Below are 14,828 nucleotides of genomic sequence, written 5' to 3'. Positions count from 1 at the left end.
AAAGAAAGGGAGCTTCAACTTGAAACTATTCACCTTGAGCGCACTGGCCTTATCCATCAGTGCAGTGACCACCGTGGCCCAGGCTGACCCGCAAAGCCAGGCGTTCATTCCCATCACCCTCAAGAGCACCAGCGAGCAAGCCCAGGCCAGCGGTTTTATCGAGGGGCAGAACCTGTCCGGCAGCACCCGTAACTGGTACGCCCGCGAACGCGCGGCGCGCGCCCCCCTGTGGAAGTACTACAAGAACGACGGCACCCGCCACGACACCCACAGCCGTGAGAACTGGGTGCAGGGCACCATCCTCAACTACAGCTCCGGCTTTACCGAAGGTACCGTCGGCATCGCCGTCGAGGCCGCCGGCTACAATGCCATTGCGTTGCAGCAGAGCCGCCAGGCCGTAGCCGGCCCCAACAACCGCACCCTCACCCACAGCGACGGCGACCCCATCGGCCAGTGGAGCAAGCTGGGCCTGGGCAACATCAAGGCACGCGTGTCCAACACCACCCTCACCCTGGGCCGGCAATCGGTGGACACACCCATGATCGCCTACATCGGCAACCGTGCCCTGCCGTCGAGCTTCCAGGGCGTATTCCTGCACAGCGCCGAGTTCGACAACCTCAACTTCGACCTGGGCACCTTCGACCGCGTCTCGCCGCGTACCGAGCAAAGCCTCAGCAAGTTCCGCAGCGAGTACAGCGCCACTGGCGTGGAAACCGACCGTGCCAGCACTGCCGGCATCAACTACCAGCCGTTCAAGAGCCTGAGCACCAGCCTGTACGCCACCAAAGTCGATGACTTCTGGAACCAGTACTACTTCGGCGCCAACCACGTGCTTGGCGACAGTGCGGTGCTCAGCCTGACCACTGGCCTGAACTACTACAAGACAGTCGACGCCGGCAGCCAGAAGATGGGCAAGATCGACAACGACACCTACAGCCTGTCGTTCGGCCTGACCCACCAGGCGCACACCCTCAGCGCTTCGTGGCAGCAGGTCAACGGCAACGAATACTTCGACTACCTGCACGAAACCAACGGCATTTTCCTGGCCAACTCGTTGCTGTCGGACTTCAACGGCCCGAACGAGAAATCCCTGCAGATTTCCTACGTGCTGAACATGGCGCCCTACGGCGTGCCAGGCTTGAAGTTCAACCTGTACAACGCCCGTGGCTGGGGCATCGATGGCACCCACTACCGTGGCACCGCCTATGACGTGGGGGGCCTGGATGGCGAAACCCACTACGAGTGGGGTATCGGCACCAGCTACGCGGTGCAGAGCGGGCCGCTGAAGGACACCAGTATCCGCGCCACCTACACCACGCACCGCGCCAGCAAGGCGCAGGCCGATGGCAGCCTGGACGAGTTCCGCGTGGTCACCACCATCCCATTCAACATTCTCTGACCGTTTGCGCCACGGCCCGCTGCACGGCGGGCCTTGGCGGCTACGCTGGAATCAATGCACGCAGGGAGTCTTCAACCCATGCACAGAGTTTTCATCAAGTCGCGACCGCTACGCCTGGCCCTGGCTGCGCTGGTGCTCGGCAGTGCCACGCAACTGGCGGCCAAGCCGCTGGTGGTCTGCACCGAAGCCAGCCCGGAGGGCTTCGACGTGGTCCAGTACACCACCGGCGTCACCTTCGATGCGTCCTCTGAAACACTGTTCAACCGCCTGGTGGACTTCAAACCCGGAACCACCGACATCGAGCCGGCCCTGGCCGAGCGCTGGGACATTTCAGCAGATGGCCTGACCTACACCTTTCACCTGCGCAAGGGCGTGAAGTTCCACAGCACCGACTACTTCACACCCACCCGCGAATTCAACGCCGACGATGTGCTGTGGAGCCTGCTGCGCCAGCTGGACCCGGCGCACCCGTGGCACGACAAGACCAGCGTCGGCTACCCGTACTTCGAGAGCATGGCCTTCAGTCAGTTGCTCAAGGCGGTGGACAAGACCGACGACCATACCGTGGTGATCACCCTCACCCGCCCCGAAGCACCGTTCCTGCATGACATGGCCATGGGCTTCACCTCTATCTATTCGGCAGAATACGGCGACCAGTTGCTCAAGGCCGGCAAGGCCGCCGAGCTGAACAGCAAACCCATCGGCACCGGGCCGTTCATCTTCCAGCGCTACAACAAGGACGCGCAGGTCCGCTTCAAACCCAACCCCGACTACTTCCGCGGCAAACCGCCGGCTGACGCCCTGATCTTCGCCATTGCCACCGACAGCAATGTGCGCCTGCAGAAATTGCGCGCCAATGAGTGCCAGGTGGCGCTGTACCCCAAGCCGGACGACGTGCCCTCGATCAAGGCCGACCGCACCCTCAAGGTGGCCGAAACCGAAGCGCTGGTGACCGGCTATGTTGCCATGAACACCCAGCACAAGTACCTCAGCGACGTGCGCGTGCGTAAAGCCATCAACATGGCGTTCGACCGCCAGACCCACGTCGACCAGCTGTTCGGCAAAGGTAATGCCTTGGTCGGGGTGAACCCCTACCCGCCCAGCATGATGGGCTTCAACCCGGCCAACCAGAACCCGCCGCGTGACCTTGCCAAGGCGCGCGCCCTGCTCAAGGAGGCGGGTGTGCCGGAGGGCACCGTCATCACCCTGTTCACCCGCAACGGCGGTGGCATGACCAACCCCAACCCGCGCCTGTCGGCCGAGATGCTGCAGGCCGACCTCGGCCAGATCGGCCTGAAGCTGGATATCCGTGTGATGGAGTGGGCCGAGATGCTGCGCCGCGCCAAGCGCGGTGAAGCCGACCTGGTGTCCACCGGCTGGGCGGGCGACAACGGCGACCCGGACAACTTCCTCCCCCCCCTGCTCAGTTGCGAGGCGGCCAAGACCGGCGAGAACTATGCGCGCTGGTGCAACCCTAAGTTCCAGGAGCTGATCAGCCGAGCCCGCGAGGTGGTCGACAACGACGAACGGGCAAGGCTCTATAGCGAGGCATTGAAGGTGTACGATGACGACCAACCGTGGATCAGCATGGCCCACCCGAAGATGTTCACCGCCATGCGTGACAATGTAGAGGGCTACGTGATCAGCCCTCTGGCCAAAAACAACTTCGCCACCACCCGGGTGAAGTAGAACAACGACGACCGCCGGCGCCCAGCAGGGAACCGGCGGCACTGCCGTAGCGTGCTGCTGGCCGTACGGTCTGATGAGGTAACCCCGACAATGTTGAGTTTTATTGCCCGGCGCCTTGGCCTGCTGATACCGACCTTTTTCGGCATCACGTTGCTGACTTTCGCGCTTATACGCCTGATCCCCGGCGACCCGGTGGAAGTGATGATGGGCGAGCGCAGGGTCGACCCCGAAATGCATGCGCAGGCCATGGAGCGCCTGGGCTTGAACAAACCCCTGCCGGTCCAGTACCTGGACTATGTCGGCAAGCTGGCCCAGGGCGACCTGGGTGAATCGCTGCGCACCCGCGAAAGCGTGTGGCGCGAGTTCCTGACCTTGTTCCCGGCCACCCTGGAACTGGCCTTTGCCGCGCTGTTGTTCGCTGGCGTGGTCGGCCTGCTGGCCGGGGTGATCGCGGCGCTCAAACGCGGCTCGCTGTTCGACCACGGGGTAATGGGCATATCCCTGGCGGGCTATTCGATGCCGATCTTCTGGTGGGGTCTGATCCTGATCATGTTCTTCTCGGTGAGCCTGGGCTGGACCCCGGTGTCCGGGCGCATCGACCTGCTCTACGACATCGAGCCGAAAACCGGCTTCATGCTGATCGATACCCTGCTCAGCGATGAGGAAGGCTCATTCAAGGACGCGGTGATGCACCTGATTCTGCCTGCCATCGTGCTCGGCACCATCCCGCTGGCGGTAATCGCGCGCATGACCCGCTCATCGATGCTTGAAGTGCTGCGCGAGGACTACATCCGTACAGCCCGTGCCAAAGGCCTGTCGCCGGCCCGGGTAGTGTTCGTGCATGGCTTGCGCAACGCATTGATCCCGGTGCTCACCGTGTTCGGCCTGCAGGTCGGCACGCTGTTGGCCGGTGCGGTGCTGACCGAAACCATCTTCTCCTGGCCGGGCATCGGCAAATGGCTGATCGAAGCCATCGGCGCCCGTGACTACCCCGTGGTCCAGAACGGCATCCTGCTGATCGCCTGCCTGGTAATCCTGGTCAACTTCGTCGTGGACATTCTCTACGGCCTGGCCAACCCACGCATCCGTCATCAGCGCTGAGGCCCTTGCCATGACTAGCCCGATTCCGAAATCCGTGTCGCCGGCCAGCCCGGTGGACCAAAGCCTGCTCTACCCTTCGCCGTACAAAGAATTCTGGCAAGCCTTCGCGCGCAACAAAGGCGCGGTGATGGGCCTGGCGTTCATGTGCCTGGTGGTGTTCTGCGCGCTGTTCGCGCCATGGGTCGCCCCCCATGACCCCAGCGAGCAGTACCGCGACTTCCTGTTGACCCCACCGGTGTGGCTGGAGGGCGGCACCTGGCAGTTCATCCTTGGCACCGACGAACTCGGCCGCGACCTGCTTTCACGCCTGATCCAGGGCGCGCGGCTGTCGCTGCTGATCGGCCTGTCCTCGGTGGTGATGTCGCTGATCCCGGGCATCCTGCTAGGCCTGCTGGCCGGGTTCTTCCCGCAACTGCTGGGCCCGTCGATCATGCGCCTGATGGACGTGATGCTGGCCCTGCCGTCGCTGCTGCTGGCGGTGGCGATCGTCGCCATTCTCGGCCCAGGCCTGATCAACACGGTGATTGCGATCGCCATCGTGTCGCTGCCCTCTTACGTGCGCCTGACCCGCGCCGCCGTGATGGGCGAGCTGAACCGCGACTACGTCACGGCCGCACGCCTGGCCGGCGCCGGCTTGCCACGCCTGATGTTCGTCACGGTGCTGCCCAACTGCATGGCACCGTTGATCGTGCAGGCCACCTTGAGTTTTTCCTCGGCGATCCTCGACGCCGCCGCCCTGGGCTTCCTTGGCCTGGGCGTGCAGCCGCCCACCCCCGAGTGGGGCACCATGCTGGCTTCAGCGCGTGACTACATCGAGCGTGCCTGGTGGGTGGTGAGCCTGCCCGGCCTGACCATTCTGCTCAGTGTGTTGGCAATCAACCTGATGGGCGACGGCCTGCGCGATGCGCTGGACCCGAAACTCAAGAACGCCGCCTGAGGAGAACGCCATGTCACTGTTACAGATCAACAACCTGAACGTGCGCTTCGGCGACGCCACTGCCGTACCGGTGGTCGATGGCCTGGACCTGGCGGTGGACGCCGGCGAGATCCTGGCGATCGTCGGCGAGTCCGGCTCGGGTAAATCGGTCACCATGATGGCCCTGATGGGCCTGATCGATGCGCCTGGGCGCATTACCGCCGACGCCCTGACGTTCGACGGCACCGACATGCTCAAGCTCAGCGGCCGGCAACGGCGCAAGGTGGTGGGCAAGGACATCGCCATGGTCTTCCAGGACCCGATGACCGCACTGAACCCCAGCTACACGGTAGGCTTCCAGATCGAGGAGGTGCTGCGCCAACACTTGGGCCTGAGGGGCAAGGCCGCGCGCCAACGCGCCCTTGAGCTATTGAAAAAGGTCGAGATCCCGGCGGCGGAAAGCCGCCTGGATGCCTACCCGCACCAGTTGTCCGGCGGCATGAGCCAGCGTGTGGCAATTGCCATGGCGATTGCCGGCGAACCCAAGCTGCTGATCGCCGATGAGCCCACCACCGCGCTGGACGTGACGATCCAGGCGCAGATCATGGAACTGCTGGTGAACCTGCAGAAAGAGCGCAACATGGCGCTGATCCTCATCACCCACGACCTTGCCGTGGTCGCCGAAACGGCCAGGCGGGTGTGCGTGATGTATGCCGGCCAGGCGGTGGAAGTTGGCCAGGTTCCGGAGCTGTTCGACCTGCCGGCCCACCCTTACAGCGAAGCCCTGCTGGCGGCCATCCCCGAACACAGCCTTGGCGCCGAACGCCTGGCCACCCTGCCCGGCATCGTGCCTGGCCGCTACGACCGCCCCGTGGGCTGCCTGCTGTCGCCGCGCTGCCCTTATGTACAGGACAACTGCCGGCGCCAGCGCCCGCCCCTCGACCCTCAGGCGCACAGCCTGGTGCGTTGCTTCTACCCGCTGAACCAGGAGGTGGCGTAATGGCCGTGGTTCTGACTGCCCGGGAATTGACCCGGCATTACGAAGTATCCCGCGGGCTGTTCAAAGGCCACGCACTGGTCCGCGCGCTCAACGGCGTGTCGTTCGAGCTGGAGGCCGGCAAGACCCTGGCGGTGGTGGGTGAGTCTGGCTGCGGCAAGTCGACCCTGGCCCGCGCCCTGACATTGATCGAAGAGCCGTCTTCCGGCTCCCTGCAAATTGCCGGCACCGAAGTCACTGGCGCCAGCAAGGCCCAGCGCAAGCAACTGCGCCGCGACGTGCAGATGGTATTCCAGAGCCCCTACGCTTCGCTCAACCCGCGGCAGAAGATTGGCGACCAGTTGGCCGAACCTTTGCTGATCAACACCTCGCTGAGCAAGGCCGAACGGCGAGACAAGGTGCAGAAGATGATGGAGCAGGTCGGCCTGCGCCCCGAGCATTATCAGCGCTACCCGCACATGTTCTCTGGCGGCCAGCGCCAGCGCATCGCCTTGGCCCGGGCGATGATGCTGCAGCCCAAGGTACTGGTTGCAGACGAACCGACTTCCGCGCTGGACGTGTCGATCCAGGCACAGGTACTGAACCTGTTCATGGACTTGCAGAAGGAGTTCAACACCGCCTACGTGTTCATCTCGCACAACCTGGCGGTGGTGCGGCACGTGGCCGACCAAGTGCTGGTGATGTACCTGGGAAGGCCCGCAGAAATGGGGCCCAAGGAGGACATCTACGAGAAGCCGCTGCACCCGTACACCCAGGCACTGCTGTCAGCGACGCCGGCGATTCATCCCGACCCGCTGAAGCCGAAAATCAGAATTGCCGGGGAGTTGCCCAACCCGCTGAACCCGCCGGACGGCTGCGCGTTCCACAAGCGCTGCCCACATGCCACTGAGCGCTGCGCCAAGGACGTGCCGGCGTTCAGGCAAGTCGGTACCCGGCAAGTGGCCTGTCATTACGCGGAGCAGTTTCTTTAATCAGTTGCCAGAGCGGTCTGCGCTGGCGTGAGGTTCACGCGACCTCTGCAGAAGCGGCCTTGCGCCGCGATGGCCGCCCCGCGGCCCCCAGCCGCTCAATGCATGAATATCCAGATGAGTATAATCACCGGTATCGGTACGCCGATCATCCACAGCAATATCGAGCGCATGTTCAACCTCCGTCAATGGTGGCAATAGCAAAGGGCGGCCTGGGCCGCCCTTACTGTCAGTGCATGAACAGTGCAATCAGGATGATCACGGGAATCGGTACTCCAAGCATCCACAGCAATATCGAGCGCATGGTAATTCTCCTTGCTTAACGTTGAACGGTGCGGGTAGTGACGTAGTCGCCTTCCAGCCACTGCACGCGGTCGCGCAGGCGACCGCCATACAGGGCCGCGACGCTGGCGATGAAGGCGCCGCACAGCAGCGCGACGAAGGTCCAGAGGGCAGTCCAGGCAGCTACCTTGGCGGCAGTATCGGCCGCTTGCTTGGCATCGGTTTTCAGCTGCTGCACCTGAGCCATTACCTGGTCCACACGGGCTTCGGCTTCGGCCTGGGTCAGGCGGGTACGCTGCGCCACCAACTGGGCCAGGTAGGTACGGTCCTCAGGAGGCAATGCGCCGTCCCCGGCAATGCCCTTGGCCAGAATGCGCGCGGCAACCCCATTGGCGGCGTCCTCGCTGACTGGCGCCGGGCCGTCACCGCGGAACAGGCTGTCGACGAAGTACCCCATCGAGTCATTGTTGCTACCGGTAGCCGCCGATGCACCTGCGGCAGCAGACACCGTGGCCGCTTGCGATGCAGCGCTGGCCCCGGCACCTACCAGGTTGCCCGCCGCACCCAGCACCAGCATGGCGGCGACCAGGGTGGCCACTGCCCACGACAGGAAGCCATGCGCGGTATCGCGGAAGTACACCTCGTCACCGTGCAGGTTCGCCCACTTCACCCGCAGCCGGCCGGCAATATAGCCGCCCATGCCCGATGCGATGATCTGCGTGAGCAGCAGCCAGACAATGGTAGAAACGCCCAGGGCTTTGGCACTCGCCCCTTCGTCAGCCCAAGGCGAGGTTGCGGCGAAGCCCAATCCCGCGCCCAGTACCACAAGGATGAGGGAAACGGATGCGGCAGCAGCCGCGCCAGCGAAGATGGCCGCCCAGGAAACACCTGAACGGCTTTGCGTATCGACAGCGGGGTAGTCGGCAGAGGTGATCATGATGTGTGCGCCTTATGTTGTTAGCGAGAATTCCATTCGCGCAGTAACCTTTGCAGTAGCTGTGCCAGCTGTGACAAAAAATGACGCCCATATAAATCAGTGGCTTAGCTCGCTGGCTGCCTGCTGAACCGTGCAAAATGCGCGAAAGCGCCCTATCCATCAGGTGTTCTGCATTCTTGTGATGGCCTGGCCGGCAAGGCATGATCCAGCCATGACGCTCCCCGATGACCCCGCCCAGACCCCACTCACCGCCGAGACCGTGCTGCGCTACCACCTGTGCTGGAAGCACCGTGACCTCGACGGCGTGATGGCGCTTTATCACCCCGATGTCCAGTATCACGACTTCTTCCAGAACCGCGTGCTGGGCTATCGCGAATTGCGCGACTACGTGCGCGCCTGCCTACCCCACGAAGCCGGCGAAGACATCGTCCACAGTGACCGTATCCGCGTCGATGGCTGCACCGCGTTCATCCAGTACCAGGTTACGGTACAGGGCGGCGATGGCCTGGTGGCGTTTCAGTCCAGCGAGGCAATTACCGTGAGGGACGGCCTGATCTGGCGGGTCAACGAATATGCGACCCTGGTGCGCCAGCACGGCAACACCGCGGGCACCGGCGGCGCGCGGCCAGCCACCAGCCGCCTGGGCCTGTCACCGCGGCAGCTGTCGACCATGGCCCAGGACCTGGAACACTATTTTCAGCGCCAGCGCCCCTACCTGGACCCTGAACTGGATCTGCAGCAAGTTGCCGATGCCAGTGGCTACAGCCGCAACCAGATTTCCTACCTGCTGAACCAGGTGCTTGGGCAAAGCTTCTACCGCTACGTCAACCAGGCGCGCCTGCAGCACCTGATGGCCAGCCTTGATGACAACAGCGCCGGAGCACCCATCGATGACCTGGCGTTCAACGCTGGCTTCAATTCGCTGTCGGCGTTCTACAAGTGCTTCCGTGAACACACCGGGCTCACACCCAAGGCCTACCTGAAGCAAATTTCCCTGCGTGCACGCACGTAAGACAGCCGCCCACTCGCCCGACTAGGATCGGCCACAGACCTTGACGGACGTGGAGCCGAACCCGATGCAACCCCTGCGCACGCTCAGCCTGTGGATGGACCAGCTCGACGAGCCGCTGTGCGCCCGCCCGGCCCTGCGCGACGACCTGGACGCGGATGTGTGCATCATCGGCGCGGGCTACACCGGGCTGTGGACCGCCTACTACCTCAAGCGCCAGGCACCCCAGCTGAACATTGCACTGATCGATGCCAACATTGCCGGTTTCGGCGCCTCTGGGCGCAACGGTGGCTGGCTGATGGGCAACCTGCTCGGCGAAGACCGCCTGCTCGCCAGCCTGTCACCGCAGCAGCGCCGCGCCAGCATCGACCTGCTGCACGGGATTCCGGACGAGGTGCACAGCGTGCTGCAGCGCGAAGGCATCGACTGCCACTACCGCAAAGGGGGCGTGCTGTATTGCGCCGCGCGCTACCCGGAACAGGAACGCAGCCTGCGCGCCTACCTCGACGACCTGTACCGCCAGGGCATGACCGAAGACGACTACCGTTGGTTGCGCCCCGAACAGCTGGACGCGCAGCTACGGGTCAGCAACGCCTATGGCGCGATCTACAGCCCGCACACGGCGACCATTCAGCCGGCCATGCTCGCCCGTGGCCTGGCCCGGGCGCTGGAAGCGCTGGGTGTACCGATCTACGAAAATACCCCAGCCATCGACTGGCAACCGGGTGAGGTGCGTACACCGCTGGCGCGCATTCGCTGCCAATGGGTGGTGCCCGCCGTGGAAGGCTACGCCGCCAGCCTGCCACCGCTAGGCAAACATCAACTGCCGGTGCAGAGCCTGCTGGTGGCCACCGAACCACTCCCCGAGGCGACCTGGGAACAGATCGGCCTGAGCCAGGGCCAGGCCTTCAGCGAAAGCAGCCGCCAGGTCACCTATGGCCAGCGCACGGCCGACAACCGGCTGGTATTCGGCGCCCGGGGCGGGTACCGCTTCGGCGGCCGCCTGCGTGAAAACTTCAACCTCGACGAACATGAAATCGAGCTGCGCCGCTACCTGTTCAGCGAACTCTTCCCACAGCTAAAGCATGCGCGTATCACCCATTCGTGGGGTGGCAACCTTGGCATGGCGCGGCGCTTCCGCCCACACATGCTCTGCGACCGCCAGCGCGGCATCGCCCTGGCCGGCGGTTACGGCGGCGAAGGCGTTGGCGCCACCAACCTGGGCGGGCGGACCCTGGCGGCCCTGATCCTCAACCAGCACAACGCGCTGACGGCGCAACCGTGGGTGCTCGACAACCGCCCGGTTTCAAGCCTGGCCAGCTGGCCCCCCGAGCCCTGCCGCTGGCTGGGCTACAACGCAATCATCCAGAGCTTCGTCCACGAGGACCGGACCCTCGCCAACCCCGCCAGCGCGCCCTGGCGGCGGCGCCTGGCCAGCTCGCTCGCGGACTTCATGGAAGGCTTCATGCACTGATTCCCTTTCCCCAACACAGGATCCACCGGTCATGCGCATCACCCAGTTCAAGAATACCGACAGCGTCGCACTGGCTAGCGCCAGCCCGGTAGCGGTGCCGCTCGGCGAACCCGTGGCAGTGGCTTCGGTCACCAGCGTGGAACGCGACGACGGCGTCGAAACCGGTATCTGGGAGTGCACCCCCGGGCGTTGGCGGCGGCAGATCGTGCAACAGGAGTTCTGCCATTTCATCAAGGGCCGCTGCACCTTCACCCCCGACGGTGGCGAGCCCCTGCTTATAGAAGCCGGAGACGCATTGATGCTACCGGCCAATAGCACCGGCACCTGGGACATCCAGGAGACCGTACGCAAGACCTACGTACTGATTTTCTGATCCGCTGATCGCCTGCCTTCGATAACGACAGACAAAGCAAGGTAACTCCGACATGCGCACACGCCTTCTTGCACCCTTGATGCTGGCCGCCAGTGTGGCCAGTGCCGCCGAAACGGTGAAAATCTACAACTGGTCCAGCTACGTGGCACCCGACACGCTGAAAAATTTCCAGCAAGCCACTGGCATCGTGCCCACCTACGACGTGTATGACAGCAACGAAACTCTCGACGGCAAGCTGATGACCGGCAACTCTGGCTACGACGTGGTGTTCCCCTCCAACCACTTCATGGCCCGGCAGATCCAGGGCAAGGCATTGAAACGCCTGGACAAGTCGCAGCTGCCCAACTGGCAGAACCTCAACCCGGTGCTGCTCAAGGCGCTGGAGGTGAATGACCCGGGCAACCAGTACGGTTTCCCCTACCTGTGGGGCAGCACCGGAATCGGCTACAACATCGACAAGGTCAAGGCGGTACTGGGCGATAACGCGCCGCTGGACTCGTGGGACCTGATCTTCAAGCCCGAGTACATGAGCAAGCTGAAAAGCTGCGGTGTAGCGGTGCTGGACAACGGCCCCGAACTGCTGCCGATTGCCCTGCACTACCTGGGCCTGCCGCACCACAGCCAGAACCCGGCAGACTACGACAAGGCCAAGGCGCTGTTGATGCAGGTACGGCCCTACATCAGCTACTTCCACTCCTCGAAATACACTGGCGACCTGGCCAACGGCGATGTCTGCGTGGTGGTGGGCTTCTCGGGGGATGTGCTGCAGGCGAAGAACCGCGCCGAAGAGGCGCACAACGGCGTCAAGGTGGGCTATTCGATACCCAAGGAAGGCGCGCCCTTGTGGTTCGACATGGTGGCCATGCCGGCCGATGCGCCGGATGAAAAGGCTGGCTATGCCTACATGAACTACCTGCTGCAGCCGGAGGTGATGGCCAACATCAGCAACCATGTGCAGTATGCCAACGGCAACCTCAAGGCGGACGGCCTGGTGGACCCTGCGCTGAAAGGCAATGCGATGATTTACCCGAGCGAGGCCGTGATGGGCAAGCTGTATGCGCTGGAGGCGATGCCGGCCAAGATCGACCGTATCAGGACGCGGATCTGGACCAGTATCAAGGCCGGGAATTGAAATGGGGCCGCTTTGCGGCCCTTCGCGGGCACGCCCGCTCCCACAGGGATATCACCAGAGCTGAGGGCAGTGATAGCCTTGTGGGAGCGGGCGTGCCCGCGAAGGGCTGCAAGGCAGCCCCAAATCCAATAGTCAGTGGTGCTCGCGGGTAGCGCGGAACTTGATGTCCGGCCAGCGTTCTTCCATCAGCGCCAGGTTGACCCGGGTCGGCGCCAGGTAAGTGAGGTGGCCGCCACCATCGATGGCCAGGTTTTCCATGGCCTTGGTCTGGAATTCCTCAAGCTTCTTCTTGTCGTCGCAGCTGATCCAGCGGGCCGACCACACGGTGATCGGCTCGTAGGCGCACTCGACCTTGTACTCTTCCTTCAGGCGGCTGGCGACCACGTCGAACTGCAGCACACCGACCGCACCCAGGATGATGTCGTTGCTGCGCTCAGGGAAGAACACCTGCGTGGCACCCTCTTCCGCCAGCTGCTGCAAGCCCTGGCGCAGCTGCTTGGACTTCAGCGGGTCCTTCAGGCGCACACGGCGGAACAGCTCCGGGGCGAAGTGCGGGATACCGGTAAAGCCCAGGGCCTCGCCTTCGGTGAAGGTATCACCGATCTGGATGGTGCCGTGGTTGTGCAGGCCGATGATGTCGCCGGCAAAGGCCTCTTCCAGTTGCTCACGCTCGGAGGAGAAGAAGGTCAGCGCATCGCCGATACGCAGGTCCTTGTTCAGGCGCACGTGGCGCATCTTCATGCCCTTTTCGTACTTGCCCGAGCAGATGCGCATGAACGCGATACGGTCGCGGTGTTTCGGGTCCATGTTCGCCTGGATCTTGAACACGAAACCGGTGAACTTCTCTTCGACCGGCTCTACGGTACGTTCGTGGGCCACACGCCCCAGCGGCCGCGGCGCCCAGTCGACCACCGCGTCGAGCACGTGGTCGACACCGAAGTTACCGAGTGCCGTACCGAAGAACACCGGGGTCAGCTGGCCATTGATGAACTCTTCCTGATTGAACTCGTGGCAAGCACCCTGCACCAGCTCCAGTTGCTCGACGAACGAATCGTATTGGTCACCCAGGTGGGCGCGGGCCTCGTCGGAGTCCAGCTTCTGGATGATCTTGGCCTCGGTGCGCTCATGGCCGTGGCCAGGGGTGTACACCACGATGTAGTCACCGGTGAGGTGGTACACGCCCTTGAAGTCACGGTAGCAACCGATCGGCCAGGTGATCGGCGCGGCCTTGATCTTCAGCACCGCCTCGATCTCGTCGAGCAGTTCGATCGGGTCGCGAATGTCACGGTCGAGTTTGTTGATGAAGCTGACGATGGGCGTGTCGCGCAGGCGGCAGACGTCCATCAGGGCGATGGTCCGCGGCTCTACACCTTTACCGCCGTCCAGCACCATCAGCGCCGAGTCCACTGCGGTCAGGGTGCGGTAGGTGTCTTCGGAAAAGTCTTCGTGGCCGGGGGTGTCGAGCAGGTTGATCATGTGCTCGCGGCACGGGAACTGCATCACCGAGGTGGTGATGGAGATGCCGCGCTGCTTCTCCATTTCCATCCAGTCGGAGGTGGCATGGCGGTCGGACTTGCGCGACTTCACGGTACCGGCGACGGCAATGGCCTTGCCCATCAGCAGCAGCTTTTCGGTGATGGTGGTCTTACCGGCGTCGGGGTGGGAAATGATTGCGAAAGTGCGGCGCTTCGCGACTTCGGCGGCCTGGTTGGTCATGGGAAATCGCCTGACTGGGGGATTTGAAAGGGGCGATATCATACCTGAAGTTGGGCGGGGACCAAAATCTGCTGATGCAGGGGTTGCAGGTCTGGCCCTATCGCTGGCAAGCCAGCTCCCACAGGTATTACACAGTACTCCAGCCCTGTGTAATACCTGTGGGAGATTCTATGGTTCCTGGCAAGGGTAGCCGCTGCATCTTCAGCGCCTATGAGATCGAGCGCCGCCCGCGCGGCGCAATCGCGAGCTGCGCTCGCTCCTACGTTTGTTTCGGGCCAGTAACGCCTGTGACAGGCGCGCGCGGCCGCCTTGTTTGTACGGCGCGATATTGAGGCATGCACCAAGGCGTTCGCGCGCGAATCCCACAGGAATAATTGGCCCGAAACAAACGTAGGAGCGAGCGCAGCTCGCGATTGCGCCGCGCGGGCGGCGCTCGCTCTAACAGGCGCTGCCATACCTTGTGGCAAACACCTGTCAGCCCTAAGGCGATCCCTGTGGGAGCTGGCTTGCCAGCGATAGGGCCAGCACTGCCACAGCAGATTCACCACACAATCGCTTTATCACGACAAATGGCCACAGGGCAGTTATTTCAACGCCTGCAGCGAGCTAAGCCGCTGTTTTCTCTCGCCAGATTTGCATTCCCCCAGTGATTAACGCTGGCCAAATGCCGCCTCAAATGGGAACCTTTAGGGCCTTGGAGACGTCCACTCCCCTGCAACCCGCTTCGGTTGAGGGCTGGTTTCATCAGCATTTTCGGGCCCGACGGGGTTCGGCTCATGGCCAGATCGCAGCCTGCGGTTTGCATCTGGCTGCTACTCGCGAACACACCACCCGC

Annotated in this window: 12 protein-coding genes; 10 read left to right on the top strand and 2 right to left on the bottom strand. The window is 63.3% G+C overall.

What is annotated here, in order from left to right; translation table 11 throughout:
* The first annotated feature begins 19 nt into the window (after positions 1 to 19).
* The 6 genes from FPB55_RS04455 (at position 20) to FPB55_RS04430 (ending at position 7,073) form a co-directional block, all read left to right on the top strand.
* Entirely contained in the window at positions 20 to 1,399 is a 1,380-nt protein-coding gene (locus tag FPB55_RS04455; protein WP_144187594.1) for an OprD family porin, read from the top strand.
* Between the two features lie 78 nt (positions 1,400 to 1,477).
* The gene (locus tag FPB55_RS04450; RefSeq protein ID WP_144187592.1) at positions 1,478 to 3,088 is read left to right on the top strand and encodes an ABC transporter substrate-binding protein; all 1,611 of its coding nucleotides are present in this window, start codon (positions 1,478 to 1,480) and stop codon (positions 3,086 to 3,088) included.
* A 90-nt stretch (positions 3,089 to 3,178) separates the two neighbouring features.
* Positions 3,179 to 4,189 carry an ABC transporter permease subunit gene (locus FPB55_RS04445; RefSeq protein ID WP_009685151.1) on the top strand — a complete coding sequence of 337 codons (1,011 nt, stop codon included), beginning with the start codon at positions 3,179 to 3,181 and terminating at the stop codon, positions 4,187 to 4,189.
* 10 nt (positions 4,190 to 4,199) lie between these two features.
* The gene (locus tag FPB55_RS04440; RefSeq protein WP_009685150.1) at positions 4,200 to 5,126 is read left to right on the top strand and encodes an ABC transporter permease subunit; all 927 of its coding nucleotides are present in this window, start codon (positions 4,200 to 4,202) and stop codon (positions 5,124 to 5,126) included.
* Positions 5,127 to 5,136: 10 nt separating this feature from the next.
* Complete coding sequence (locus tag FPB55_RS04435; protein ID WP_054890024.1) at positions 5,137 to 6,105, top strand: ABC transporter ATP-binding protein; 969 nt, start codon at positions 5,137 to 5,139, stop codon at positions 6,103 to 6,105.
* Entirely contained in the window at positions 6,105 to 7,073 is a 969-nt protein-coding gene (locus FPB55_RS04430) for a peptide ABC transporter ATP-binding protein (RefSeq protein WP_009685148.1), read from the top strand. The genes FPB55_RS04435 and FPB55_RS04430 overlap by 1 nt, the downstream gene beginning before the upstream one ends.
* 316 nt (positions 7,074 to 7,389) lie before the next feature.
* Here the strand turns inward: FPB55_RS04430 and FPB55_RS04425 are convergent, their stop codons facing one another.
* The gene (locus tag FPB55_RS04425) at positions 7,390 to 8,289 is read right to left on the bottom strand and encodes a hypothetical protein (RefSeq protein WP_047150133.1); all 900 of its coding nucleotides are present in this window, start codon (positions 8,287 to 8,289) and stop codon (positions 7,390 to 7,392) included.
* Positions 8,290 to 8,500: 211 nt separating this feature from the next.
* Here FPB55_RS04425 and FPB55_RS04420 point away from each other — a divergent pair, with 211 nt between their 5' ends.
* The 4 genes from FPB55_RS04420 (at position 8,501) to FPB55_RS04405 (ending at position 12,277) form a co-directional block, all read left to right on the top strand.
* Positions 8,501 to 9,301, top strand: coding sequence for a nuclear transport factor 2 family protein (locus FPB55_RS04420; protein ID WP_125854831.1), 801 nt, complete (start codon positions 8,501 to 8,503; stop codon positions 9,299 to 9,301).
* Between the two features lie 64 nt (positions 9,302 to 9,365).
* A complete protein-coding gene (locus tag FPB55_RS04415; RefSeq protein WP_054890026.1) occupies positions 9,366 to 10,772 on the top strand; it encodes an FAD-dependent oxidoreductase in 1,407 nt (468 codons plus the stop codon).
* Between the two features lie 31 nt (positions 10,773 to 10,803).
* Complete coding sequence (locus tag FPB55_RS04410) at positions 10,804 to 11,145, top strand: cupin domain-containing protein (protein ID WP_009685143.1); 342 nt, start codon at positions 10,804 to 10,806, stop codon at positions 11,143 to 11,145.
* A 52-nt stretch (positions 11,146 to 11,197) separates the two neighbouring features.
* Positions 11,198 to 12,277, top strand: a complete 1,080-nt coding sequence (locus FPB55_RS04405; protein WP_054890027.1) for a polyamine ABC transporter substrate-binding protein — start codon at positions 11,198 to 11,200, stop codon at positions 12,275 to 12,277.
* Positions 12,278 to 12,409: 132 nt separating this feature from the next.
* Here the strand turns inward: FPB55_RS04405 and FPB55_RS04400 are convergent, their stop codons facing one another.
* Complete coding sequence (locus FPB55_RS04400; protein WP_144187590.1) at positions 12,410 to 13,993, bottom strand: peptide chain release factor 3; 1,584 nt, start codon at positions 13,991 to 13,993, stop codon at positions 12,410 to 12,412.
* Positions 13,994 to 14,828 lie beyond the last annotated feature (835 nt).

The organism is Pseudomonas sp. BJP69, from assembly GCF_007633355.1.
In the GTDB taxonomy this organism is placed as follows: Bacteria; Pseudomonadota; Gammaproteobacteria; order Pseudomonadales; family Pseudomonadaceae; genus Aquipseudomonas; species Aquipseudomonas juntendi.
This window is presented reverse-complemented; position numbering and strand designations above follow the sequence as displayed.

Coding starts and splice junctions, on each gene's coding strand:
- FPB55_RS04450 (WP_144187592.1), top strand. CDS start 1,478: ATGCACAGAGTTTTCATCAAGTCGCGACCGCTACGCCTGGCCCTGGCT.
- FPB55_RS04445 (WP_009685151.1), top strand. CDS start 3,179: ATGTTGAGTTTTATTGCCCGGCGCCTTGGCCTGCTGATACCGACCTTT.
- FPB55_RS04440 (WP_009685150.1), top strand. CDS start 4,200: ATGACTAGCCCGATTCCGAAATCCGTGTCGCCGGCCAGCCCGGTGGAC.
- FPB55_RS04435 (WP_054890024.1), top strand. CDS start 5,137: ATGTCACTGTTACAGATCAACAACCTGAACGTGCGCTTCGGCGACGCC.
- FPB55_RS04430 (WP_009685148.1), top strand. CDS start 6,105: ATGGCCGTGGTTCTGACTGCCCGGGAATTGACCCGGCATTACGAAGTA.
- FPB55_RS04425 (WP_047150133.1), bottom strand. CDS start 8,289: ATGATCACCTCTGCCGACTACCCCGCTGTCGATACGCAAAGCCGTTCA.
- FPB55_RS04420 (WP_125854831.1), top strand. CDS start 8,501: ATGACGCTCCCCGATGACCCCGCCCAGACCCCACTCACCGCCGAGACC.
- FPB55_RS04415 (WP_054890026.1), top strand. CDS start 9,366: ATGCAACCCCTGCGCACGCTCAGCCTGTGGATGGACCAGCTCGACGAG.
- FPB55_RS04410 (WP_009685143.1), top strand. CDS start 10,804: ATGCGCATCACCCAGTTCAAGAATACCGACAGCGTCGCACTGGCTAGC.
- FPB55_RS04405 (WP_054890027.1), top strand. CDS start 11,198: ATGCGCACACGCCTTCTTGCACCCTTGATGCTGGCCGCCAGTGTGGCC.
- FPB55_RS04400 (WP_144187590.1), bottom strand. CDS start 13,993: ATGACCAACCAGGCCGCCGAAGTCGCGAAGCGCCGCACTTTCGCAATC.